This is a genomic window from Blastococcus sp. CT_GayMR16, from assembly GCF_004570875.1.
GTDB lineage: Bacteria > Actinomycetota > Actinomycetes > Mycobacteriales > Geodermatophilaceae > Blastococcus_B.
Genome location: NZ_SPQK01000014.1, coordinates 42,707 through 66,287 on the forward strand (window position 1 = coordinate 42,707; position 23,581 = coordinate 66,287).

Sequence of the window (23,581 nt, forward strand, 5' to 3'; positions counted from 1 at the left end):
GTCTCCTTGCCAGTCGACGAGCCCCCCGCTGGCAGCGGTCACGTTCCGCTTGTCTTGCGTTACCCGTTCTACCCGATGGCAGGCGATCGAGTTCCGCCCGGGCGTGTCGCCGGCGTCCGGATCCGGTCCTCCGGCTCTGTCTGCGAAGGGTCTTCCTAGGGCATACCTGACGCATGCATCCCGTCGAGGCTCCGTCGAGCAACGCAGGTGTCGGGCTGTTGCTCGCGACGCTGGCGGCGGTGCTGTTCGCCGTGGGAGCCGTCCTTCAGCACGAGGCGGCGGACCTGAGCCGGACGCCGACGGGGCTGAGCCTCCGTCTCCTGGTGAAACGGCGGCGGTGGATGCTGGGCCAGGCCGCCACCATGCTCGGCACCACGTCGCAGGTGGCCGCGCTTGCCGTCGCGCCGGTCGCGGTGGTGCAACCGATGCTCGCGGCGGCACTGGTCGTCGCCCTCGCGATCCGGGCGGTCCGCAACAAGCAGGCGCCGCTGCGGCTGGAGCTGCTGGGCGCCGCGCTGACGACCGGCGGGCTGGCGGTCTTCCTGCTGGCTGCCCAGCCGGCCGCGGGCCACCTGGCGGCCCCGCCGTCCACACTCGAGATCGCCGTCGCGGTCGTCGTCTCGATCGCCCTCGTGGCCGGGGCCACCCTGTTCGGGCACGGGGCCCACGGGGCGCTCGCCTGCGGGGCCGCGGCCGGGATCGCCGCAGGGATCGGCGCCGTGCTCATCTCCGTCGGGATCCGGAGCCTCCGGGAGGGGGGCTGGGTGCATGCCTTTGCCGGCGTGGCGGTCTGGGGAGCGATCGTGGTAGCCGTCGTCGCCGTTCTGGGCGGGCAGCAGGCCTACGCGCGGGGCTCGCTGGCCTGGTCCCTGCCGGCCCTCATCCTGCTCGACCCGCTCGCCGCCGTCCCCGCCGCGCGGCTGCTCCTCGGGGAGCGCCTGGAGCCCGGCCACGCCGCCATCTGGATCCCGGCAGCCGTCGTCGCCGCCATCGGCGTCGTCGTGCTCGCACGTACCGGCGAACGGCGTACCCGGGCGCACTCGTTGTCGCCGGCCGCCCGAGGGGCCGAGGGGTCCCCGCCGGAGGCCCCGCCGGTCAGCGACCGACGGTCATCGACGTGATCACCACGGGGACGTTCGGCGCGCCGCCGCCTGCCGTCGCCTCGAACGAGCCGTCGTTGCCGGCGGCCGCGATCTGGTCGAGCACCGCCAGCCCCGCCTCGTCGACAACACCGACGGCGGTGTAGTCGGGAGCGAGCTCGGTGTCGGTGAAGCAGAGGAAGAACTGGCTGCCTGTCGAGCCGGGCATGCCGGAGTTGGCCATCGCGACGGTGCCCCGCGGGTAGCCGGTGGCGGGGGTGACCTCCTCCGCGAACCGGTAGGTCGGGCCGCCCGACCCGGAGCCGGACGGGTCACCGCACTGGAGCACGCCGAAGGTCTCCTCGTTGACCTCGCGGTGGCAGGAGGTGCCGTCGAAGAACTCCTGCTCGGCCAGGTGGACGAAGCTCGCCGACGCACAGGGTGCGCCGGCCCGGTCGAGCGTGAGCCGGAGAGCGCCGGCGTTCGTGGTCATGGTCAGGGACGCGGTGCCGCTGGTCGGGACCTGTGCGGGCGGGGTGCCGACGTCGACGAGGTTCGGGTTCCCCGACGAGTCCGGCACGAAGGAACAGGTCCCGGCAGCGTTCCCCGACGCGGTCGCGCCTGCCCACGGATCGAGGGCGTCGGTGGACGGTGCCGGCAGCTCGGCCTCGTCCTCGACGCCGGCCAGGTCGTCGATCGCCAGGTCGTCGATCGCCACGTAGTCGTCGACGTGACCGGTCATCGTCAGGACGGCCACTGTGACCGCCGCGTACAGCACCGCGGCCCCGATTAGCCCAGCGCCGAAGGCGATCCAGTAGCGGCCGTCGGGGTGCCCGGCCCGCCGAGCACGGCCGGACGCGAGTGCCGCCGGGATCAGGCCGAACAGCCCGAACAGGACGGTGATGACGATGGTGGGCGCGAGGCCGGGCGCCGGCTCCCGGGGCGGGGAAGGGATGCCCCATGCCGGGGTGCCGTACCCCGGTGGTCCTGCTGCCAGGCAGGCTGTGGTGGCGGCGGCCAGCCGCCCGGGGTCGTCACCGGGCCGGTCGGTTGCGCTCGACCGGGGCCGGGGAGCCCGCTGCTGTCTCACTCGCGTTCATGCATCTCCCTCAGCGCTGCGTCCCGCTGGATGCGGAGCCTGCAGATGGTGCCTGGAATCGGCCGCGCCTGCCAGCAGCCCTGTGGACGGCGGTCGGCCGCCCGGTTCAGCGACGGAATCCGGTGAGGGAGATGCGCACCGGGCCGGCACCGATGACCACGCCGGGTCCCTCACCGAGGGTCTTCATGCGCAGTCCCCACCACAGGCGCGGGGTCACGGCCAGCTCCAGGGTCGGTGCCTCGGCGGGGGCAGGCAGGGGGCTCTCAGCGGTCCCGGGCACCGCCGCGATCGGCACCGGCACGCCGCGAGCCGGCCGGGCCACCGGCATCGGCGCGGCCTGGCGCAGGTCGTCGAGGAGGTCGTCGCGGAGCGTCCGGGTGCGGCTCGGCCGTGCGGCGACCTGGTCTGTGGCGCTCATGGGGCAACCCTTTCGGCAGCGTCGAGAACCTCGTCGGCGAGAGCCAGGTAGGCCGCCGCCACGGGGCTGGTGGGGGAGGAGAGCACGACCGGGCGCTTGGCGAGCGTGCTCGTGGGAACCCGGCGGGACATCGGTACGCGCGTCGTCAGCAGGGGGAGCCCGGTGTCGGCCAGCGCGCCGGCGACCTCCCGGGCGGCCCGCCCGTGCTGGTCCCACGCCGTGCATGCGACCCCGATGAGCACCGCGGAGGTGTTCTCGTAGGCCCGGTGCTGGTCGAGGAACGCCGCGACGCGCGCCGCGCCGACGGCCGAGCCGGGGTCGCTGGTGAACACGGTCAGCACGGTGTCCGCGGCACACACCGCAGCCAGGGTGAGGGCGCCCAGGTCACCCCTCGTGTCGAGGACGACGTGGTCGTAGTCGCTCAGCAGGGAGCGGAGCACCCGGCGGACGCTGGTGGTCAGGCCCCCAGTGCTCGTCAGGTACGCGGCGGTCGTCTCCAGTTCGGGATGCGCGGGGAGGAGGTCGACCCCCGGGGCGACGGCGTGCCGGACGACGGCCCTCGGGTCGGCCAGCGGATCCTCCAGCAGCGCCGCCAGGCTGTCGTCCCGGCTCTTGGCGACGACGCCGAACGCCCGGCCCAGGCTGTCCTGCGGATCGACGTCCACGGCGAGCACCCTGCCGCGGCGGCCGAAGGCCGCGGCGAGATTGGCGGCCGCGGTGGTTTTACCGACTCCACCTTTGGACGAGCACACAGCAAGGCGCATGCGGGGGAGTGTGGGGACCGGCAGCGTCCCGATCCGGGAGGCGGGCCGCCGACGTCGCAGAGGTCCGTCCCATCCGGCGCACCGTGCCCAACGTTCCCGCCGGCGCCGTCCGCGGGGCCGGATCCGGATGTGACGGGCGTAACCAAAGCCCCGCGTCGCCGTTGTACCGGCCAGTAGGTTTCCTCGACCGCGATGGAGAACCCCCGTGCAGCGTCTCGCCGCGTGTGTCCTTGCCACCCTCGTCTTCGTGCTCCTGGGCGCCCCCGCGTCCTCGGCGACCAACGAGTCGCTGCGGTACGTCGCGCTGGGCGACTCCTACAGCGCCGGCTCCGGGGTGCTCCCGCCCGACCCCGAGGCCCAGCCGCAGTGCCTGCGCTCGACCAGCAACTACCCCCACCTCGTCGCGGCCGAGACCGGTGCCGAGCTCACCGACGTCACCTGCGGTGGCGCCGACACGAGTGACTACTTCACCCCGCAGTACGACGGCGTCCCCGCGCAGCTCGAGGCGCTCGAGGCCGACACCGAGCTCGTGACCATGACCATCGGTGGCAACGACAGCGGCGTCTTCATCAACTCGATCGTCCAGTGCGGCATCGCCGGGGCGGCGACCCTCGGCCAGGGCAGCCCGTGCAAGGACCAGTACGGCTCGTCCTTCGAGGACACCATCCGCACCACGACCTACCCGTCGCTGGTGAACGCGCTGGAAGCGGTCCGGGCCGCGGCGCCGGACGCGAAGGTCGCCATCCTGAGCTACCCGTGGATCCTGCCCACCTCCGGTGGCTGCTTCGACAAGATGCCGGTCGCCGAGGGCGACGTGCCCTACCTGCGCAGCCTGCAGACGACGCTGAACGACGCCGTCCGCCGCGCGGCCGACGCCACCGGCGCCACGTACGTGGACATGAACGCGGTGTCGGAGGGCCACGACGCCTGCCAGCCGATCGGCGTCCGCTGGATCGAGCCGGTGCTGCAGGGCACCAACCCGGTCGTCGTCCACCCGAACGCGCTCGGCGAGCAGCAGATGGCAGCCCAGACCCTGGCGGTCCTCGGCCTCGGCTGACGCCGGGCAGTGCGGCGCTAGGTCGTCCCCTCCGTCAGGGCCTCGAAGGTCCGGTCCAGCGCCTGGGGGGACGGCCACTGCCGTGCCTCGGCGACGGCCGCGTCGTAGGCCTCGTCCCCGAGCTGGCGGCGGGCCCGGTCGGCGACGTCGTCCAGCAGCGGCGGCAGGGCCGGCGCGCGGGGGAGGGCCAGGTGTTCCCGCATCGACGTCGCCGCGGCCAGCGCCTGGGCCGCCACGTCCGGCCGCCCGTCCCCCAGGGCGACGGCAGCCAGGCCCTCGAGGGCGTACGCGATCGCCGTCGGCTGGCCCCCGCGGCGATTGGCGGCCGCACCGTCCATGACCGACCGCCGGGCGCCGGCGAGATCGCCCCGCGCCAGCAGGACCAGGCCACGGGAGCTGAGGGCCTGGCCCGTCAGCGACTCGTCACCGAGGCGCCCGGCGAGTTCCAGGGCCGCCCCGTAGTGCTGTTCCGCGGCCTCGAGATCCCCCAGCATCAGCGCGAGCTCTCCGCCGAACACCTCCATGAAGGCCCGCCCCAGGTCCTGGCCGAGGGCGGCGAAGCGGCCGGCGGTCTCCTCGATGCCGTGGGCCCACTTCTCCACCGACCCCTCGGCCATCGCCGCGTAGATGCCGGCCATGGCCGCCAGCGCGCGGTCGTAGGCGTGGTCGTCGTCGTCCGGGAGGAGGTCCAGGCCCTCGTCCAGCAGCGGCCGGACGGCGGGCAGGTCGACGAACACCCCGGCGAGGAGTGCGCGGAGGACCAGGAGTCGCCCCCGCACGGCTGAGGTGGACCTGGGCAGCGCCTGCTCCAGCCACGCGACGGCCTCCCGCTCACCGCTGCGCCGCACCAGGTAGCCGAGTGCGTTCCGGATGAGCAGGGCGGCCGTCTCCAACCGTCCGGTGTCGATGGCGCGCTGTACTGCCGCCCGGACGTTGGCCCGCTCCTGGTCGAAGCGCTCGAGTGCCCGCCGGAAGGCGGTGGCCTCGGCGTGGACCAGCGGATCCGTCATGGCGAGGACCCACTCGGCGTGCCGGTGCCCGGTCTCGGCCCCGTCCGGGGAGGCGGCCAGCTTCTCCGCCGCGTAGGCCCGCACCGTCTCGAGCATGTCCAGGCGTGGCTCCGGGGCGGTTCCGTCGACGTCGACCAGCAGGCTGTCGTCGAGGAGGACGGCGAGGGTGCCGAGGACCTCCGGCTCGCCCGCCCGGCCGCAGACCGTCTCCGCCGCCGTCAGCGTCCAGCCGCCGGCGAAGATCCCGAGCCGGGCGAACAGGGTCTGCTCGTGGGGCTGGAGCAGGCCGTGGCTCCAGTCCATCGTGGCCCGCAGTGTCCGTTGCCGCTCCGGCAGATCCACGGGCCCGTCGCCGAGCACGTCGAGCCGGTTCCGCAGGCGGGTGAGCAGTGCGTCGGGCGGGAGCAGCCGCACCCGTGCCGCAGCCAGCTCGATGGCGAGGGGTAGCCCGTCGAGGCGGCGGCAGATCTCGGCGACGGCGGGAGCGGTCGTGGCGTCCAGGACGAAGTCGGGCCGGGTCGCGGTGGCCCGCTCGGCGAACAGCTGCATCGCCGGTGTCTCCGGCAGGGGACCGAGGTGGAACTGCTGCTCGGATCGGAGCCGGAGCACCTGCCTGCTCGTCACCACCGCGACGATGGCCGGCGTCCGGTCCAGCAGCGTCGCGACGTCGGAGGCCGCCGCCGTGACCTGCTCAAAGTTGTCGAGGACGAGGAGCGTCCGGTCGCCGTCGATCGTCGTGCGGACGGCCTCGACCAGGTCGGCCGCTGCCTCGCGCCGGGCGCCGACCGCGTCCGCCACGCTGCTCAGGACCAGGGCGGGGTCGGCGACCGGGCTCAGCGCCACGAACACCACCCCGCCCCGGAAGTCGCCGGCCACCTGGCGGGCGGCCTCGAGGGCGAGCCGGGTCTTCCCGACACCGCCGGGACCCGTGACGGTGACGAGCCGGGTCGATTCCTTGCGGAGGAGTGCGACCAACGCCGAGACCTCCGCCTCCCGTCCCACGAGCGGCTCGGCAGGTGCGGGCAGCCGCGGCTGTGCGGGAGGGCTGTCCAGCGGCGGGAACTCCCGGGGCAGGCCGGTGACGTCCAGCTGCGAGAGCGGTACCGGGCCGGGGAAGTCCTTGAGCCGGTGCGGGCCGAGCGAGCGCAGGGCCGTGCCCTGAGGCAGGTGCTCGCCGGCGAGCACCGCCGTGACGTCGGACAGCAGGATCTGCCCCCCGTGGGCGGCAGCAGCGATCCGGGCGGCCTGGTGGACGGGCAGTGCGACGTAACCGCCACCGGTGACGGCGGCGTCCCCGGTGTGGAGTCCCATGCGGACGCGGACGTCGCGCCCCTCCGGCCATGCGTGGCCGGCCAGCGACTGCTGTGCCTCGGCGGCGGCCGCCAGGGCCTGACCGGCGGACGGGAACGCCACGAAGAACGAGTCGCCCTGGGTGTCGACCTCCTGACCGCCATGGGCGGCGAAGGCATCCCGCAGCAGGCGGCGGTGGACGGCGAGGGAGGCGGCGTAGCCCGGGGGGTCAGCGCGGAGCAGGCGGGTGGAGCCCTCGATGTCGGTGAACAGGAAGGTCACCGTGCCGGTGGGCAGGGTGCCGGCACGTGGCGGGTCGACCGCGGTGCGCTCGTCGGCCATGTCGCCCCCTGGTGGTCGCGCATCTCCAGGCCAGCCCGTCGGCGGCAGGATAGGGACGCCGGCAGCAGGGAACCAGAGGCATCCCGCTGACGTCAGGTGCGTGCTGTCCGGCGTTCGGCCCGGCGCCGGACGTCGGCGAGCAGCCGCCGGACGGCGACCACGTGACCACCCGTCCCGATCACCAGCAGCCGGTAGGTGCGGCCCGCGACGCCGGGAAAGGCGGCGCGGCTCTCCGCCCGCAGCCGGGTCCGGTCGCCCTCGAGGGGGTCGATCCGGAACGTCAGGACGTAGGTCGAGAAGAAGTGGCGCCCCTCGAGCGCCAGTTCCGCGCGGGGAACCGCGGCGGTCACCCGGAAGCCGGGGATCGTCGAGCCCTCGACGAGCGGCCGCGGGCCGGACGCCCGGCTGTCGGCGCATCCGACGACCCGGCTCGCGGCGGCCGTCCAGCGCCGCGACAGCACCGCATCCAGGGTCTCGCCCAGGGCCGCCCACACGTCGTCGGGGTCCGCCGCGACGTCGGTGGCGTGCTCGTCGATGCGCGGCAGATGGGCCTGCTGCCCGGGAACCGCCCTCACCCGCCGTAGGGCCGGGTGATGATCTCCAGGACGTGCCCGTTGGGATCCAGCCAGTAGACGCCCCGGCCGCCGTCGTGGGTGTTGATCCGACCGGGCTGCTGCTGGAACGGGTCGGCCCAGAAGTCGAGGCCACGAGCCTGGATCCGGCCGAAGATCGCGTCGAACTCCGGCTCGGTCACCAGGAACGCGTAGTGCCGGGGGTGGACCTCGGAATCGTCCATGAAGTCCAGCGACACGTGATTGTCCAGCTCGACGACGGAGAACGGTCCGTACGTCGTCGGCGCGGGCACGCCGAGCAGGTCCGCCAGGAAGCTCGCCGCCTCCTGCTTGTCCCGCGCGGCGACGATGGTGTGGTTCAGCTGGACCGGCATCTCCGACTCCCTCCGCGCACGAGGTAAGCACGGTCGCGGCCGGTTCGGAACGGCTCGGCGTGCGCCTCAGGAGCCGGCGAGCAGCCCGCGGACCGCGTCGATCGTGTCGGCCTCGGCGGGCGTCTTGTCCGGCCGGTAGCGCAGCACCCGGGCGAACCGGAGCGCGACGCCGCCTGGATACCGGGTGCTGCGCTGGGCGCCGTCGAGGGCGATCTCGACGACGAGCTCCGGACGCAGCAGCACGCCCCAGTCGGGGTGCTCGCGGGCGTGCTCCGGAAAGGTGCGCGTCTGCCAGTCCAGCAACTGGTCGGTCATGCCCTTGAACGTCTTGCCGACCATGACCGGCTCGCCCCCGTCGGGGTCGCGGGCGCCGAGGTGGATGTTCGACAGCATTCCAGAGCGCCGGCCGTACCCCCACTCCGCGCCGATCACGACGAGGTCGAGCGTGTGCACCGGCTTGACCTTCTGCCACGCCTTGCCGCGCCGGCCGGCCGCGTAGGGCGCGTCGAGGGCCTTGACGACGACGCCCTCGTGACCGGCGGTGAGCGCCTCGTCGAGCACCTCGGCAGCCTGTTCGGGCTCGGGGCTGCGGACGCCGGGCATCCGGAGGGCGGCGTGCTCGTCGGCCGCCAGCAGCTGTGCGAGCGCGTCGAGGCGGACGTGCAGCGGCTCGTCGAGCAGGTCGCGCCCGTCGAGGTGCAGCAGGTCGAAGAAGAACGGGCTCAGGAGCACGCCCGCCTCCGACGCGTCGCTGCCGAAGCGGCTCATCGTGTCCTGGAACGCCCGGGGGCGGCCGTCGTCGTCGAGGGCGAGGGTCTCCCCGTCCAGGACGGCGGTCTCGCAGGGCAGGGCACGCACCCGGTCGACCAGCTCGGGCACGCCGTCGGTCACCTCGCGCAGCGTGCGCGTCCACACGCGCACCTCGTCGCCGTCCCGGTGCACCTGGATCCGCGCGCCGTCGAGCTTGAACTCGACCGTCACGTCGGCGCCGAGGTCGGTGAGCGCGTCGTCCAGCGACGAGCCGGGGCTGGCCAGCATCGGCCGCACCGGCCGGCCGACCTCCAGGCGCACCGCGTCCAGCGCCGCGACCCCGCCGGACAGTGCCATCGCCGCGGTCTCCGGGAGCCGGCCGGAGAGCATGAAGGCCCGGCGGACGGCGGCAGCGGGGACGTCGGCGGCGGTGGCGACGGAATCGAGGACGACGCCCTCGAGCGCGCCCTGCCGGAGGTCGCCGGTGAGCAGGCGGACGAGGAACTGCTGCTCGTCGGCGGTCGCGGCGGACATCAGGTCGCCCAGCAGCGCATCGCGGCGGGCGGCGGAGCCGGCGCCGCCCGTGCCGGCCAGCCCGGTGAGCGTCGCGTCGACGACCGCCACGGTCAGCGACGACGCCTCGGCGGGTGCGCCGACTCTCCGGGACAGGGTCCGCCAGCCGACGCCCAGCCGCCCCTGCCGCGTCTCGCCGGCCAGCCAGGCCGTGACCGGTCCGACCTCCTCCGGGTCGGCGCGGCGTAGCAGCTCCGCGATCACGCCGGCCTTCGCGGTGCGGGACCGGGTGGCCGCCACGGCGGCGGAGGCGGTGACGACGTCGGCGAGCAGCACGGCGACATGGTGGCAGCACGAGCCGGTGCCGATCCTGGTTGACTGGTGGTTGAGCTCTGAACAACAGGAGGACGGCAATGCATCTCGGCGTCGACAGTTTTGTCTCGGCGGTCACCGATCCCTCGACCGAGCGCGTCATCGGGCCGGCAGAGCGGATGGAGCACCTGCTCGAGGAGATCGCGCTCGCCGACGAGGTGGGCCTCTACTCGTTCGGCATCGGGGAGCACCACCGCAGCGAGTACTACGACTCGGCGCCGCCGGTGATCCTGGCGGCCGCGGCGGCGCGCACCTCGCGCATCCGGCTCGGCAGTGCCGTGGCGGTGCTCAGCGCCGCCGACCCGGTGCGGGTGTTCCAGCAGTTCGCCACGCTCGACCTGATCTCCAAGGGGCGCATCGACCTGGTGGTGGGGCGCGGCTCGTTCACCGAGGCGTTCCCGCTGTTCGGCCTCAGCCTCGCCGACTACGACTCGCTGTTCGAGGAGAAGCTCGACCTGCTCCTGCGCATCCGGGAGTCCGAGCACGTCACCTGGTCGGGCCGGCACCGGCCGCCGCTGACCGGGCAGGGCGTCTACCCGCGGCCCGTGCAGGACCCGTTGCCCATCTGGGTCGGCGTCGGTGGGACGCCGGAATCCTTCGTGCGCGCAGGTCTGCTGGGTCTGCCCCTGATGGTGGCGATCATCGGCGGCGAGCCCCGGCAGTTCGCCCCGCTGGTCGACCTGTACCGGCGGGCGGGGGCGCAGGCCGGGCACGCCCCCGAAAAGCTGCAGGTCGGGCTGCACGTGTTCGGTTTCGTCGGGGAGAGCACGCAGGCCGCCTCGGACACGATCTACCCGGGGTGGCACGAGATGTTCACGAAGGTCTCCCGCGAGCGGGGCTTCTCCCCACCGTCGCGGGCGCAGTTCGATGCCACCAGCGGACCGGACGGCGCCTTCTTCATGGGCGACCCGGACACCGTGGCCGACAAGCTGATCCGGGTCTCCGCGCAGCTCGGCGGCGTCGCCCGGATCTCGCTGCAGATGACCAACCCGCGGCTGGCGCACGCCGACCTGCTGCGGGGCATCGAGCTGCTGGGCACCGAGGTGGTCCCGCGGGTGGCCGGGGCCTGACCGCTACGGCGTCCCGAGCGCGTAGGCCACGGCCTCGTCGACGCTCATCGCCGCGCCCTCGGCGAGCAGCCGCTCGCCGTCGGCACCCCGGCGGGCCACCGTCTCGGCCAGCCGAGGCACCTGGTTGACCGGATGGTCGACCTGGTCGGTGCCGGTCAGCCGCTGCAGGTGCCGCACGGCCCCGGCGAGCCGCAGCTCGCGGTCCTCGTCCCCGGCGAGCCCGCCCAGCATCGCGAAGTCCGAGAGGTGCAGCACGATCGCGGAGACGTCGCCCACCGGGGCGAACAGCCGCAGGCTCTCCTCGAGCAGCTCCCGCGCCCGGGCCGTCCGGCCCTCGAGCAGCAGCGTGCGGCCCAGCATCCGGAGCGACCAGCCGAGGTGGAAGCCGTCCGGGCCGTCCCGCAGGCGCGCGACGGCGTCCTCGAGCAGCCGTTCCGCGGCCGCCAGGTCGCCCGCCACCATCGCCAGGACGCCGTGCAGCCACAGCCCGCGGGCCACGCCCTCGGCGTCCCCGAGGTCGGCGTACAGCTCCTGGCTGCGGTCGGCGAGTCCGACGCCCTCGTCCATCCGCCCCAGCTGCCAGACGGCGAACGCCAGGTTGAACACGGCCCCGCCAGGGCTGCGGTGTTCCCGGTCCGCTCCGCCAGCTGCACCGCCTCGGTGTACGCGGCCACGCTGGCGGGCAGGTCGCGCTGGCAGTACGTCACACCACCCACGGCGTCGAGGGCCGCGGCCCGCGCCGGCACGTCGTCGGCATCCAGCCGCTCCAGGAGGCTCTTGAGCACCGCGCGTCCTTCGCGCAGATAGCCCCGCATCTGCCAGTAGCGCCACAGCGGTGCCGCCATGCCGGCGGCGAGGACCGGGTCGTGCTCGACGGACCAGGTCAGTGCCGCGCGCAGGTTGTCGTGCTCGGCCTGCGAGACGGGGGTCCGGCGCGCGTGGCCAGACCGGCCAGCCGCCCGGCTGCGCGCCGCCACATCACGGGACCGTCGCCGCCGGCCTCGAGGAGCTCGGTGGCGAGGTCGCGGCACACCTGCAGCATCGAGAACCGCTCCGACTCCCCGGGGGCGGCGACCTGGTCCAGGGCTCAAGGGTCGCTCCGCCCGGGAAGACGGCGAGCGCGGCGAAGATGCGACGGGCCGGTTCGTCGAGCAGGTCGTAGCTCCACAGCAGCGTGCTGCGCAGCGCCTGCTGGCGGCGCGGCAGGTCGCGGGGACCGCTGCGCAGGAGCCACAGCTGGGAGCCCAGGCGGTCGGCGATCTCCGCGGGGGTGAGGGTGCCCACGTGCGAGGCGGCGAGCTCGACGGCGAGCAGCATCCGATCCACGCCGTCCACGATCCGGACGACGGCGTCGCGCTCCGCCGGGCCCAGCAGAAGGTGACGGTGCCCGCGGGCAGGCGCACGCGGGCACGCTACGCCGGCGGGCCGATCGTCAGGAAGCCGATCCGGCCCCGACCGCGGATTCTGCGGCCCCACTCACCGAGCCTGGTCCTCCACCTTTTGCAGCCACATCTCGAGGAGAGCCAGCTGCCACAGCGCGTTGGATCCGAGCGTGGTGCGCGTGGCGTTCGGCTCGCGCAGCATGCGCTCGACGGCATCGGGACGGAACAGCCCGCGTCGCTTGGCCGCCGGGTCGGTGAGCGCGTCGCGGACCCGCTCCAGGTACGGGCCGTCCAGCTGGCGGATCGCGGGCACGGGGAAGTAGCCCTTGGTGCGGTCGATGACCTCGTCCGGGACCACGCCGCGGCTGGCGCGCTTGAGGACGCCCTTGCCGCCGTCGGCGAGCTTGAGCTCCGGGGGGATGCGTCCGGCGAGCTCGACGAACTCGTGATCGAGGAAGGGCACCCGCGCCTCCAGCCCCCACGCCATGGTCATGTTGTCCACCCGCTTCACCGGGTCGTCCACCAGCATGATCGTGGTGTCGTTGCGCAGCGCGGCGTCCACCGACGTCTCGGCTCCGGGCCGCCCGAACTGCTCGGTGATGAAGGCGGTGGGTGCATCCTCGGCGAGCAGCCACTCCGGTTCGAGGAGCTCGGCCATCGCCGGCCAGCGGCGGTCGAAGAAGACGCGCGAGTAGGCCTCGACGGCGTCCTCGCGTGGGACGCCGGCCAGCGGCGGGTACCAGTCGTAGCCGCCGAGCACCTCGTCGGCGCCCTGGCCCGACTGCACGACCTTGACGTGCTTCGAGACGTCCTCCCCGAGCAGGTAGAAGGCGACGCAGTCGTGGCTGACCATCGGCTCGCTCATCGCGGCGACGGCGGCATCGATGCCCGGCAGCAGCCGGGCGTTGTCGATGGCGATGCGGTGGTGGTCGGTGCCGAACCGTTCGGCGACCAGCGTGGAGTACTCGAACTCGTCGCCGTTCTCCCCGCCGGCGGAATCGAACCCGATGCTGAACGTCGACAGCCCGGTCTGGCCCATCTCGGCGAGCAGCGCCACGACGAGGCTGGAGTCGATCCCGCCCGAGAGCAGCACGCCGACCGGCACGTCGGACACCATCCGTCGCTCGACGGCGACCCGCAGGCTCTCGAGGAGCGCCTCCTCCCAGTCGCGGGCGGTCCAGTCCCGGCGGCTCTCGTCACGGGTGAACTCGGGGCGCCAGTACTCGTGGTCACGCGTCGTCCCGTCGGCCTCGACGGTGCGCACCGTGGCAGGCGGCAGCTTGCGGACGCCGGCCAGGATCGTCCGCGGCGCCGGGACGACGGAGTGGAACGTCATGTAGTGCGCCAGCGCGGTCCGGTCGATCGACGTGTCGACGCCGCCGCCGGCCACCAGTGCCTGCACCGTGGAGGCGAAGCGGATCCGGTCGGGGCGGGCGTCGACGTAGAGCGGCTTGATGCCCAGGCGGTCCCGCGCGAGCACCAACCGGCCGCTGCGGTGCTCGACGACGGCGAAGGCGAACATGCCGAGCAGGTGGTCGACGCAGCCCGTACCCCACTCGGCGTACCCCTTGAGCACCACCTCGGTGTCGGACGTCGAGAAGAAGCGGTGCCCGGCCCGCTCCAGCTCCGCGCGGAGCTGCTTGTAGTTGTAGATGATCCCGTTGAAGACCACGGTGAGTCCCAGCTGCGGGTCGACCATCGGCTGGGCGCCGCGCTCCGACAGGTCGATGATCGACAGCCGGCGGTGGCCGAGCCCGACCGGCCCGCGTGCCCACAACCCGTCGCCGTCGGGCCCGCGGTGCTGCAGGCACGCGGTCATCCGGTCGAGCACCGCGACATCTGTCCGCTGCCCATCGAAGCGCAGCTCACCGGCCAGTCCGCACATCCGTCTGTCCCCTCTCATCCGGGCCGAGCACGATCCAGGTGTCCTTGGCGCCGCCGCCGCGCGAGCTGTTGACGACGAGTCCGCCGGGGGCGGCCACCCGGGTCAGGCCGAGGTCGGCGAACCGGCAGTCGTCGGGACCGGTACCGGTCAGGTACACGAACGCACGCAGGTCGACGTGTCGGGGAGAGAGCCCGTCGGCAGTGAGGGCCGGCGCGGAGGACAGGGCGACGACCTCCTGGGCCACCCAGTCCGAGGGCCGCGCGGCCAGTTCTGCCCGGCGCGCCGCGACCTCCGCCGCGCTGGCCGACGGACCGATGAGCACGCCGGCGCCGCCGTAGCCGTCGACGGGCTTGGTGACGAGCTCGCCGACCCGTTCCAGCACGGCGCGTCGTTCTCCCTCGTCCGCGGGGCGGTAGGTGGGTACCGACTGGAGGAGGGGGTGCTCGCCGAGGTAGTAGCCGATCAGCTCCGGCACCCAGCAGTACATGGACTTGTCGTCGGCCACGCCGGTGCCGGGGGTGTTGGCGAGCACGACGGCGCCGGCTTCCGCGACGTCGAGGACCTCCTCACCGATCGCACGACCCGAGGACGTGGTCAGATCGGCCAGCTCCACGTCGAGGCGCAGGTAGAGGACACCGATCGGCGGCCCGCCGCCGCGGGCGACCACGTGCCTACCGGCCACGTCGAGGTCGTCCGCGCCGACCAGCAGCAGACCGGCACCCTGGGCGAGGCGCCGGTGCTCGAACCACGCGGAGCTGTCCGGCCCGCTGGACAGAAGCGCCGCAGCGGTTCCCGGCTCGGCACGGGCCAGGAGCGTCGAGCGCAGCAGCTCGTAGCCGGTGGCCGGGTTGGCCAGGCCGGCCGGGCGGGGCAGGTCGGGCATGACGACGTCCATGAGCCGGCGTGCGGCGATGGCGTAGGCGGCGCCGCTCGGCGCACGGACGTTGTCCTCGAGCACCCGCCAGTCGCCGTACTCGGTGCGCACGATGTCGAACCCCATCACCGGGGCGCGGACGGCGTCGGCGGGCAGCCGGGCGGCCTCGGGCCGCCATCCGGGGCAGTCGAGCACGACGTCGGGCGGCACGACGCCGTCGGCGAGGACCTTCTGCTCGCCGTAGACGTCGCGGAGGAAGAGCTCGAGGGCCCGCGCCCGCTGGATCAGCCCGGCGCCCAGCGCCTCCCACTCGTGACGGTTGATGACCCGGGGGACGAGGTCCACGGGGAAGAGGCGCTCCTCGCCGTCCACCCGGAAGGTCATCCCGTGCTCGGTGAGCCAGGCGTCCCGGGCCTGCTCGCGCCCGACGATCTCCTCCGGAGGCAGTGCGCGCACGGCGTCGACGATGTCCTTGTACGCCGGTCGCGGGACCGAGCCGGCGCCGATCGCCTCGTCACCGGCCCGGGCGCGGTAGCGGCGCAGCACGGGTCCGGCCGCCACCGGTCCGCCGGCCGGTCCGTGGGACTCCTCGACGACGAGCCGCATGACGTCCTCGAGCCTCCCCCGCTCGGCGAAGACGGCACGTTGGCGGTCGGCGGAGTTGCCGCGCGCCAGGGCGGTCTCGGTCAGCTCGGTCACCGCGTCCCAGTCGCCCAGTTCCTCCAGCTGCGGGCGGAGCCGCCGCACCAGTCCCCGCACCACCTCCGCAGCCGGCCGCGGGCGCGGATGCAGGGCTCCGTCGACGAGGTCGCGGGTCAGACCCGCCCTGGCCGCCTGCCAGATGGCGGCCCGGTGCAGCGGGGGAGGGGCGGGGAGGTACGGCCGGCCGGCCTCGACGTCCAACTCGGCCGCGCGGACCATCGCCCGGAACAGTCCGGCGATGAGGACGGCGTCGTCGACCAGCGGGCAGGCGTCGCAGACGCGCAGTTCCAGCGTCGGAGCGTGGGAGGAGGGCCGGACGTCGAAGTAGGCCATCTTCGCGTCGGCGATCACGCCCGAGCCGATGAGGTCGGCGAGCAGTTCGTCGTACTCCTGCGCGGACGCCAAGGGACCGGTGGACCCGGCGGTCGGCCAGCGCTGCCAGATGGTCGTGCGGATGCTCGCGTAGCCGGTGTCCTGACCGTTCCAGAACGGCGAGCTGGCCGACAGCGCCAGCAGGACGGGCAGGTCGCGGGCGATCCGCTGGGAGATCGCGACGGCGAGGTCGCGGTCGGACACGCCGACGTGGATCTGGGTGCCGCAGATCAGCTGCTCGTCGACCAGCAGCCGGTACTGCTCCTGCATGCGGCTGTAGCGGCCGGTCGTGGTGAGCTCGAAGTCGGCGAACGTCGACCGCGGCGCGGTGCCGACCGCGGCGACGCCGAGTCCATCCCGCCCGGCGACCGCGACGAGTTCCTTGCGCAGCCGGAGCAGTTCCTCGCGGAGGTCGGAGAGCGAGGTGACGACGGCGGTGTTGGTCTCGACCGTCGTCCGCTGGATCTCGGCGGAGTAGGAGGACGACGGGAGCCGGCTGAGGAGCTGCGGGGCCCGGGCCGACAGCTCCCAGGTCTCCAGGTCGATGAGGTGGAGTTCCTCCTCGGCGCCGAGCGTCAGCTCTGCGCCCATCTCCGGAAGGTAGTCGCCTCGGTGTCTCAGGCGAGGGTCGCGGATGTTCCCGTCTCGTTACGGTCGCGCCCGATGGTGCGGGACCGACGGCCGGAACGATCAGGCGGCTGATCCGGGACGCCAGCCGAGCGCCGGGCCGAGGCGCGTCGCGATGTCGGTGAGCATCTGCGTGTAGTCCTCGTCCTCGAAGCTGAAGGGCAGGGCGAACGCGACCTCGGTGACCTCCTGGAACCCCGCGTGCGCGTACAGCGCTTCGGCGATCTGCTCCGAGGTGCCGAGGAGGTCCGGAGCGAACAGCAGCCGCCCCGGCCCCTGGGGACTCGTCGTCCTCGGGGTGCGCGCCTCGACGTAGGCGGCGTACTTCTCCCGCTGGGCCGCAGTGGCGGTGTCGGTGGGGATGACGACGAGGCCCTGGGAGACGCGGGCCGCGCTCCCGGCGGGGGAGGCGGCGCGGAAGGTGCGGATGTGGTAGCGCTGGATGTCGGCGAAGCCCAGCGACTCCTCGGCCCGGACCACGCTGCTGGTCAGGAAGTTCATGCCGTGTTCCCCCGCCCACCGGGCCGAGCTCGAGCTGGCGCCGCCGTACCAGAGGCGGTCCCGCAGGCCGGGGGAGTGCGGCTGCACGCGGTCGGACCACTCCTCGACGACGCCCTCCTTCCCGGAGAACGTGCTGGCCGGCTCCCCGCCGACGAGACGGAGGAGGCGAGCCACGCGTTCGTGGCTGAAGTCCTCGGCGTCCGCGGTGTCGGGGTAGAGGGCGTCCTTGACGTCGTCCCAGTGCAGCGGCGGACCGACGCTGACACCGGGGTTGAGCCGCCCCCCGGAGAGGACGTCGACCGTGGCGAGGTCCTCGGCCAGCCGCAGGGGGTTCTCCCAGCCGAGCGGGATGACCGCCGTGCCGAGTTCGATGCGCGACGTGCGCTGGGATGCGGCGGCCAGGACGGCGATCGGGGAGGAGATGCCGTACTGCAGGTGCCGGTGGCGCACCCACGCGCTGTCGAAGCCGAGGCGCTCGCCCAGCTCGATGACCTCCAGCGTGGTCCGGTGCCCGGCTCCGGGGTCGGCGCCGTCGAACGAGCCGATGGTCAGGAAACCGAGCCTCTCCAGCGGCACGGAGGGCGTGGGCATGCGTGGACTCCTCGGTCGGGGATCGGGGGCCGATCATTCCCGAGGGGGTGGGGGAGTGATGGCCGGGTACAGGCCGGGTCCGACGACGGTGGGGGAGCGGCGTGGCTGACGGGCCCGTTCTGCAGCAGCTGTGGCGCTCACTCCGGGGTGCGGTGCGCCCGCCGGACCTGCAGACCGGCGAGGAGCGGTCGGCGTCCCGTCTGGAGCTCTTCTTCGACCTCGCCTTCGTCCTCGTCGTCGCCGAGCTGGCCATCGCGCTGCGGGAGGACGTCACCTGGACCGGGGCGCTCACCTTCGCGGGCCTGTTCACCACCGTGTGGTGGGCGTGGGTCAGCTCCACCCTCTACGCCAACCGGTTCGACCACGACGACGTGGTGTTCCGGATCCTGAAGCTCGGCGGGATGGCGGCCGTCATCGGGCTCGCCGCGTCGGCGGCCGAAGCGACGGGGGAGAGCTTCGGCATCTTCGTCGCCTGCCAGCTCGTCCTCCGGGCGGTGCTGGTCCTGCAGTACCTGCGCGCCTACCGGCACGTCCCCGCCGCGCGTCCGGTCGCGCGGCTGTACGTCGCCGGAGCATGCGCGGGCGCCGTGCTGTGGGGGGTGTCGCTCCTGGTACCCCGCTCGGTCGGCTTCGCGTTGTGGGGCGCCGCCGTCCTGGTCGAGGCGCTCGTGCCGCTGCGGGCCTCGCGGCACTCCGCCGACGTCCCCCTGCACGTGGAGCACCTGCCCGAGCGCTTCGCGCTGTTCGTGATCCTGGTGCTCGGGGAGTCCGTGGCCGGCGTCGCGCACGGGCTGACCGATGCCTCGTGGGCGTCCTCCGCGCTGCCCGTCGCCGTCCTGTCGTTCGTCCTGGCCGCCGCCCTGTGGTGGAACTACTTCGACCTGGCCGGTGCGCGCGCCAAGCGCCTGCTCAAGCAGGCGGAGGACGGCGCCGGCGACCACTCGGACGACGTCTACGTCTTCGGGCAGCTGCCCCTCACCCTGGCGCTGGCCTTCGTCGGCGCCGGCGTCGAGCTCGCGGTCGTCGAGAGCGGGCAGGGCGAGGTGCCGGCAGGTACCCGGCTGCTGCTCGCCGGCGGCATCGCGCTGTACCTGATCTCGGTCACGGTGACCGCCACCGGCATGGCGAAACGGTTGCGCCGGGGCTGGTGGTGGCCGCTGGCCGCGGCCGTCGTCGCGGTCGCCGATGCGCTGCTCGAGCTCCCGGCCGTGGCCGTCGTGGGAGCACTCGCCGTCCTCGTCATCGCGGTGCTGGCCGTCGGCTCGGCGGAACGGGCGACCGGGCGTCTCGCGGTGGACCAGGTCTGAGCCGGAGCCCGGCGGGTCGGCGAACGCGGCGACCCGCCAGGCCCGGCCGGTCAGGACTCCCGGGCGTCGAGGGCGGCCGCCACGCGACGGTGGGCCTCCCAGATCTCCTCGGGCAGCCCGCTGAACTGGGCCAGGTGCTCCTCGCGGTGCGCCATCTCCTGACGCCAGCGCTCGGTGTCGATGGTGAGCAGCTTCTCCAGGTCGTCGGGCCGGACGTCGACGCCCTCGAGCTCGAGCTCCTCCTTGGTCGGGATGATCCCGACCGGCGTCTGCGTGCCCGTGACCTCGCCGTCCCGGAGCCGCATCAGCCAGAGCAGCGGCCGCAGGTTGTCGCGGTAGCCCGGCCACAGGAAGCGGCCGTCCTCGGGATCGCGCTGGAACCAGTTGACGTGGGCGAAGATCGGCTGGTTCGTCGCGGCGCCGATGATCTTCAGCCAGTGTGCGGCGTAGGCGCCCTCCGGATAGGCCATGAACGGGCGCATCGACATGGGGTCGTAGCGCAGGACCCCTTCCGTCCCCTCCGCGGCGAAGGTGGCCTCCGCGCCGAGGGTCAGGCCGTCGTAGACGCCCTCGGCGAGGTCGGTGATGGCCCGGATGAGCGGCTCGCGGTCGCGGGTGCGGCCGCCGAAGATGATCCCGTCGATCGGGACGCCCTCGGGCCGCTCGAAGTCGGGGGCGATGTTGGGCACCCGGGCCAGCGTGGTGGTGAACCGGCTGTTCGGGTGCGCCCACGAGGCGCCCGTGACGTCGTCGAGTCGCTCGGAGATCAGCGCTCCGGTCCAGTCCCGCCACCCCGCGGTGTCGGCCGGCGGCTCGGGGGTCTTCCCCTCCCACCAGACCTCGCCGGTGCTGTCGTTGTAGGCGACGTTGGTGAAGATCGTGCCGGTGCCCTCGGCGATCGCGTCGACCGCCGTCGGGTTGGTCACCTCGTTGGTGTCCTTCGCGACGCCGAACACGCCGAACTCGGGGTTGATGCCGTAGATCCGCCCGTCCGCCGGGTCGACGCGCAGCCACGCGATGTCGTCGCCGTAGAAGTGCACCTTGTAGCGGTCGCCCAGGGCATCGGGCGGCAGCATCATCGCGAGGTTCGTCTTGCCCGAGGCACTCGGGAAGCCACCGCAGATGTGGTAGGTCCGGCCGGTCTCCTTGTCGGTGATCCCCAGGAGCATGAACTGCTCGGCGAGGAACTGCCCCGACGCCCATCCGTCGTAGGCGGCCTGCCGCAGGCCGTGGGCGATCTTGCCGAGCAGCGCGTTGCCGCCGTAGGAGGACCCGTAGTGGAGGATCGTCCGCTCGTCGGCGACGGTCACGAAGTAGCGCTCGTCCTCCGGGGTGCCCTGCCCGAGGCTGTCCAGGTCGCCGGTGACGTGCACGGCGCGGACGAAGCTGTCGGGGTCGGCAAGGTCGTTGATCTGGTTCACCCCGACCCGTGCCATGCGGATCATGTGCAGGACGACGGTGCGGGTGTCGGTGAGCTGGACCCCCGCGGCGAACGCCTCGAGCGGTGAGCCGGGCGGTGCCATCAGGTACGGGACGACGTACATCGTCTTGCCGGCCGACCTGCCCCGCATCTTCTCCTCGAGGAGGGGCCGCATCTCTGCCGCGGGGCGCCAGTTGTTGTAGATCCCCTCGTCGGCCGGATTGTTCGTGGCCACGACGGTGCGCTCCTCGGAGCGGGCGGTGTCCTTGACGTGGCTGCGCGAGTAGTACCGCCCCTCGCCTGCGGGGAGCAGTTCGCCGGCCTCCACCGCCTCGCGCAGCAACCGTGCGTCGTCGGAGGCGTTGATCACCTCGATCCGCTCGGCGCCGGTGAGCTGCGCCCAGTGCTGCACGTAGGACCGGACGTGCTCGTTCTTCAGTCCCGCTTCGTCGAGTACGGCGTCGATGCCAGCCACGAGCTTCCTCTCATCAGGGTCGACCCACCTTCTCCTGCCACCTGTCGCGTCGCCACAGCGGGTCGGGTCGCAGGTCTACCAGGACCTGGCCGCGCACGGATCCGGGGGCTGGTCCGCGGCGACCCGTCGTACGTCTCGGCGACACTGCCGCGGTGAACCGCGTCGTCCTCGTGCGCCGCGAGGCCGCCGTGGAGGCGCGGGACCTCACCGACGACGGGACGGCGGTCCGAGTGACCCGGCTCCCCGTGGAGGAGCTCGCCGGGTTCGTTCTCCAACGGGAACGGGAGCCCGTCCGCTGGGTGTGGGACGACACCACCCGGTGGTACCCGGCTCTCCTGCAGGCCGGCGTCCGCGTCGAGCGCTGCACCGATCTGCGGCTCACCCACGCCGTCCTCCGGCGGTCGCCCTTCGTCGACCAGTCCCTGCTCGTCGCCGCCGACACCGCCGGCTGGGACGCGCTCCAGCCGGTCACCGCCACCGACGCCACGCTCTTCCCGCTCGACGACCCGGCCGACCGCCTCGACCCGGCAGCCGAGCACGTCCGCCAGCAGGCGGCCCTCGCCGCGTCGGGCGAGCGCGGCCGGCTCGCTCTGCTGCTCGCCGCCGAGTCCTCGGGCGCGCTGGTGGCCGCGGAGATGACCCACGCCGGGTTGCCGTGGCGGGCCGACGTGCACGAACGGCTGCTGACCGACCTGCTGGGTCCCCGGCCGCTGCCCGGCCGTCGTCCGGCGGTGCTCGAGCGGCTGGCGGGGGAGATCCGGGCCGCGTTCGCCGCGCCGGGCCTGAATCCCGACTCACCCGGCGAGCTGCTGCGCGCGCTGCAGGCGGCCGGGCTGCCGGTGGGCGACACCCGCTCCTGGACCCTCGAGCAGCTCGAGCACGAGGGCATCCCGGCCCTGCTCGAGTACAAGAAGCTGTCCCGGCTGCTCCAGGCGAACGGCTGGGCGTGGCTGGAGAGCTGGGTGCGCGACGGGCGGTTCCGGTCGTACTTCCTGCCGGGCGGGGTGGTGACCGGACGGTGGGCCTCCAACGGCGGCGGGGCGCTGTCGGTGCCCACGCAGGTGCGGTCGGCGGCGGTCGCCGACGACGGGTGGCGCCTCGTGGTCGCGGACGTCGCCCAGCTCGAGCCGCGCGTCCTCGCCGGCATGAGCGCCGACACGGCGATGGCCGAGGCGGCGCGGTCCACCGACCTCTACCAGGGCATGGTGGCCGGCGGTGCGGTGGCGACCCGGGCCGAGGCGAAGGTCGGGATGCTCGGCGCGATGTACGGCGGCACCCGGGGCGAGAGCGGGCGCATGATGCCGCGGCTGACCCGCAGGTACCCCCGGGCGATCGGGCTGGTGGAGGAGGCGGCGCGCGCCGGTGAGCGCGGCGAGGTGGTGCACACGCTGCTCGGCCGCGGGTCACCGCTGCCCGCGGGTGCCTGGGCCGAGCGGGCCGCCGAGCTCGGCGAACCGCCCGAGGTCGGGGGTGCCCAGGACGAGCAGGACCGCCACCGCCGCGCCTGGGGCCGGTTCACCCGCAACTTCGTCGTCCAGGGCACCGGCGCCGAGTGGGCACTGTGCTGGCTCGCCGACCTCCGCAACCGGCTGTGGCGGCTGGGCGGCACCGGAACGGTGAGCGAGCGACCGCACCTCGTCTTCTTCCTGCACGACGAGGTGCTGGTCCACACGCCCGAGCACCTGGCCTACGACGTCGCCGAGGAGGTCCGCCGCGCCGCGGACGTGGCGGGGCGGCTGCTGTTCGGGTCGTTCCCCGTCGACTTCCCGCTCGACGTCGCCGTCGTCGAGTCGTGGGCCGACGCCGATTGACCCGCTCAGCCCCGTGACGTGCGCGGGGTCCGGCCGGCGTCGAGGTCGTCGTCCGGCTCGGCTGCGGGGGCGCCGAAGCGGGCCAGCAGCAGCGCGCTCCCGACCGTGATCACGAAGCCCGCCGCGGCCAGCCACGCCATCCCGTCGGCCGGCCGGTCGCCCACCGCCAGGCCCAGCAGCGACCCGAGCACGGCCTCCGTGGCCACCATGATCGTGGTCACCGCGACCACGCTGCCGCGCTGGAGCGCCAGCGCACCGGCGACCAGCCCGGACAGGGCGGCCAGCCCGCCGGCGTACGCGCTGGGATCGGTGAGCACGTCGGGCAGGACGATCGGGCCGAGCACGCGCGCGGCCAGCGCGAGCAGGCCGAAGCAGCTGCCGGCCAGCGCCGCGACCAGCGCGGCGGTGCGGGCCGAGGGGTGGGTCCGGGCGGCGGCGACGGTCAGTCCGGCCAGGACGACGGCGGCCGCCAGCACCGCCCAGCGGACGGCGGTGGGGACCTCGGCGGGGCCCTGCGGTGTCGCCGCGAAGGCCACCGCCACGAGCCCGACGGCCACCCCGCCGAGGGCGAGCTTCTCGCGGGAGTGCAGGTGGGTGCCCAGCACGAGGACGGCCAGCACGGCGGTGACGCCGAGGCTGGAGGCGCGCCCGGCCTGGACCACGAACAGCGGCAACGCGCGGATGGCCACCACCGACAGCAGGAAGCCGCCGGCGACCAGCAGGAGACCGCCCAGGTAGCGCGGGTCGCGGGCGAGCCCACCGAGCAGGCCCGTCAGGTCGGATCGCCCCGACCGGGCGACGGCCGAGGCCTGGAGGACGGCGGACGCGCCGTAGCAGAGCGCCGCCCCGGCGACGGCCAGCACGGAGAGCAGCACGGCGTCCTCGTTCCTGTGCGTATTGCGAGTGTCGCTGTACTCGGTTCGG

At 73.8% G+C, this 23,581-nt stretch carries 19 protein-coding genes; 5 read left to right on the plus strand and 14 right to left on the minus strand.

What is annotated here, in order from left to right; translation table 11 throughout:
• The first annotated feature begins 173 nt into the window (after positions 1-173).
• Positions 174-1,121: a DMT family transporter gene (locus E4P38_RS15160; protein WP_135132752.1), complete on the plus strand. Its 948-nt coding sequence runs from the start codon at positions 174-176 to the stop codon at positions 1,119-1,121.
• On the opposite strand, the gene E4P38_RS15165 is transcribed toward E4P38_RS15160, so the two are convergent.
• The 3 genes from E4P38_RS15165 to E4P38_RS15175 form a co-directional block, all read right to left on the minus strand.
• On the minus strand, positions 1,096-2,169 hold the full coding sequence (locus tag E4P38_RS15165; RefSeq protein WP_245161051.1) for a peptidylprolyl isomerase: 1,074 nt from the start codon (positions 2,167-2,169) through the stop codon (positions 1,096-1,098). The genes E4P38_RS15160 and E4P38_RS15165 overlap by 26 nt on opposite strands.
• A 115-nt stretch (positions 2,170-2,284) precedes the next feature.
• Positions 2,285-2,596, minus strand: a complete 312-nt coding sequence (locus E4P38_RS15170; protein WP_135132753.1) for a hypothetical protein — start codon at positions 2,594-2,596, stop codon at positions 2,285-2,287.
• A complete protein-coding gene (locus E4P38_RS15175; protein WP_135132755.1) occupies positions 2,593-3,360 on the minus strand; it encodes a ParA family protein in 768 nt (255 codons plus the stop codon). The genes E4P38_RS15170 and E4P38_RS15175 overlap by 4 nt, the downstream gene beginning before the upstream one ends.
• A 205-nt stretch (positions 3,361-3,565) precedes the next feature.
• Between E4P38_RS15175 and E4P38_RS15180 the strand changes: the two genes are divergently transcribed.
• The gene (locus E4P38_RS15180) at positions 3,566-4,417 is read left to right on the plus strand and encodes an SGNH/GDSL hydrolase family protein (RefSeq protein WP_135132757.1); all 852 of its coding nucleotides are present in this window, start codon (positions 3,566-3,568) and stop codon (positions 4,415-4,417) included.
• A gap of 17 nt (positions 4,418-4,434) precedes the next feature.
• Here the strand turns inward: E4P38_RS15180 and E4P38_RS15185 are convergent, their stop codons facing one another.
• The 4 genes from E4P38_RS15185 to E4P38_RS15200 all read right to left on the minus strand — a co-directional run bounded on the left by E4P38_RS15185 (position 4,435) and on the right by E4P38_RS15200 (position 9,604).
• Positions 4,435-7,059, minus strand: coding sequence for an AAA family ATPase (locus E4P38_RS15185; protein ID WP_135132759.1), 2,625 nt, complete (start codon positions 7,057-7,059; stop codon positions 4,435-4,437).
• A 92-nt stretch (positions 7,060-7,151) separates the two neighbouring features.
• The gene (locus tag E4P38_RS15190) at positions 7,152-7,634 is read right to left on the minus strand and encodes a hypothetical protein (RefSeq protein WP_135132760.1); all 483 of its coding nucleotides are present in this window, start codon (positions 7,632-7,634) and stop codon (positions 7,152-7,154) included.
• On the minus strand, positions 7,631-8,005 hold the full coding sequence (locus tag E4P38_RS15195) for a VOC family protein (RefSeq protein ID WP_135132762.1): 375 nt from the start codon (positions 8,003-8,005) through the stop codon (positions 7,631-7,633). The genes E4P38_RS15190 and E4P38_RS15195 overlap by 4 nt, the downstream gene beginning before the upstream one ends.
• A gap of 66 nt (positions 8,006-8,071) precedes the next feature.
• The gene (locus E4P38_RS15200) at positions 8,072-9,604 is read right to left on the minus strand and encodes an ATP-dependent DNA ligase (RefSeq protein ID WP_135132764.1); all 1,533 of its coding nucleotides are present in this window, start codon (positions 9,602-9,604) and stop codon (positions 8,072-8,074) included.
• A gap of 77 nt (positions 9,605-9,681) precedes the next feature.
• Here E4P38_RS15200 and E4P38_RS15205 point away from each other — a divergent pair, with 77 nt between their 5' ends.
• The gene (locus tag E4P38_RS15205) at positions 9,682-10,710 is read left to right on the plus strand and encodes an LLM class flavin-dependent oxidoreductase (RefSeq protein ID WP_135132766.1); all 1,029 of its coding nucleotides are present in this window, start codon (positions 9,682-9,684) and stop codon (positions 10,708-10,710) included.
• A 3-nt stretch (positions 10,711-10,713) separates the two neighbouring features.
• On the opposite strand, the gene E4P38_RS15210 is transcribed toward E4P38_RS15205, so the two are convergent.
• The 5 genes from E4P38_RS15210 to E4P38_RS15230 all read right to left on the minus strand — a co-directional run bounded on the left by E4P38_RS15210 (position 10,714) and on the right by E4P38_RS15230 (position 17,644).
• Positions 10,714-11,316, minus strand: coding sequence for a tetratricopeptide repeat protein (locus tag E4P38_RS15210; RefSeq protein ID WP_135132768.1), 603 nt, complete (start codon positions 11,314-11,316; stop codon positions 10,714-10,716).
• Between the two features lie 372 nt (positions 11,317-11,688).
• A complete protein-coding gene (locus tag E4P38_RS15215; RefSeq protein ID WP_135132770.1) occupies positions 11,689-12,036 on the minus strand; it encodes a hypothetical protein in 348 nt (115 codons plus the stop codon).
• A 150-nt stretch (positions 12,037-12,186) separates the two neighbouring features.
• The gene (locus E4P38_RS15220; protein ID WP_135132771.1) at positions 12,187-13,977 is read right to left on the minus strand and encodes an N-acetylglutaminylglutamine amidotransferase; all 1,791 of its coding nucleotides are present in this window, start codon (positions 13,975-13,977) and stop codon (positions 12,187-12,189) included.
• Complete coding sequence (locus E4P38_RS15225; protein ID WP_167760579.1) at positions 13,958-16,516, minus strand: carboxylate--amine ligase/circularly permuted type 2 ATP-grasp protein; 2,559 nt, start codon at positions 16,514-16,516, stop codon at positions 13,958-13,960. Before E4P38_RS15225 ends, E4P38_RS15220 begins: the two co-directional genes overlap by 20 nt.
• A 99-nt stretch (positions 16,517-16,615) precedes the next feature.
• Entirely contained in the window at positions 16,616-17,644 is a 1,029-nt protein-coding gene (locus E4P38_RS15230) for an LLM class flavin-dependent oxidoreductase (protein WP_135132773.1), read from the minus strand.
• 101 nt (positions 17,645-17,745) lie between these two features.
• On the opposite strand from E4P38_RS15230, the gene E4P38_RS15235 reads away from it, so the two are divergent.
• Positions 17,746-18,951 (plus strand): low temperature requirement protein A, encoded by a 1,206-nt coding sequence (locus E4P38_RS15235; RefSeq protein WP_135132775.1) that lies wholly within the window; start codon positions 17,746-17,748, stop codon positions 18,949-18,951.
• Between the two features lie 50 nt (positions 18,952-19,001).
• On the opposite strand, the gene E4P38_RS15240 is transcribed toward E4P38_RS15235, so the two are convergent.
• Entirely contained in the window at positions 19,002-20,846 is a 1,845-nt protein-coding gene (locus E4P38_RS15240; protein ID WP_135132777.1) for a phosphoenolpyruvate carboxykinase (GTP), read from the minus strand.
• Positions 20,847-20,998: 152 nt separating this feature from the next.
• Between E4P38_RS15240 and E4P38_RS15245 the strand changes: the two genes are divergently transcribed.
• Positions 20,999-22,657, plus strand: coding sequence for a bifunctional 3'-5' exonuclease/DNA polymerase (locus E4P38_RS15245; RefSeq protein ID WP_135132779.1), 1,659 nt, complete (start codon positions 20,999-21,001; stop codon positions 22,655-22,657).
• Positions 22,658-22,662: 5 nt separating this feature from the next.
• On the opposite strand, the gene E4P38_RS15250 is transcribed toward E4P38_RS15245, so the two are convergent.
• Positions 22,663-23,532, minus strand: coding sequence for a hypothetical protein (locus E4P38_RS15250; RefSeq protein ID WP_135132781.1), 870 nt, complete (start codon positions 23,530-23,532; stop codon positions 22,663-22,665).
• Between the last annotated feature and the right edge of the window lie 49 nt (positions 23,533-23,581).

What these genes read in the sequence shown, in the direction of transcription:
- E4P38_RS15160 (WP_135132752.1), top strand. Translation starts at nt 174, where the DNA reads ATGCATCCCGTCGAGGCTCCGTCGAGCAACGCAGGTGTCGGGCTGTTG.
- E4P38_RS15170 (WP_135132753.1), bottom strand. Translation starts at nt 2,596, where the DNA reads ATGAGCGCCACAGACCAGGTCGCCGCACGGCCGAGCCGCACCCGGACG.
- E4P38_RS15175 (WP_135132755.1), bottom strand. Translation starts at nt 3,360, where the DNA reads ATGCGCCTTGCTGTGTGCTCGTCCAAAGGTGGAGTCGGTAAAACCACC.
- E4P38_RS15185 (WP_135132759.1), bottom strand. Translation starts at nt 7,059, where the DNA reads ATGGCCGACGAGCGCACCGCGGTCGACCCGCCACGTGCCGGCACCCTG.
- E4P38_RS15195 (WP_135132762.1), bottom strand. Translation starts at nt 8,005, where the DNA reads ATGCCGGTCCAGCTGAACCACACCATCGTCGCCGCGCGGGACAAGCAG.
- E4P38_RS15205 (WP_135132766.1), top strand. Translation starts at nt 9,682, where the DNA reads ATGCATCTCGGCGTCGACAGTTTTGTCTCGGCGGTCACCGATCCCTCG.
- E4P38_RS15220 (WP_135132771.1), bottom strand. Translation starts at nt 13,977, where the DNA reads ATGTGCGGACTGGCCGGTGAGCTGCGCTTCGATGGGCAGCGGACAGAT.
- E4P38_RS15225 (WP_167760579.1), bottom strand. Translation starts at nt 16,516, where the DNA reads ATGGGCGCAGAGCTGACGCTCGGCGCCGAGGAGGAACTCCACCTCATC.
- E4P38_RS15230 (WP_135132773.1), bottom strand. Translation starts at nt 17,644, where the DNA reads ATGCCCACGCCCTCCGTGCCGCTGGAGAGGCTCGGTTTCCTGACCATC.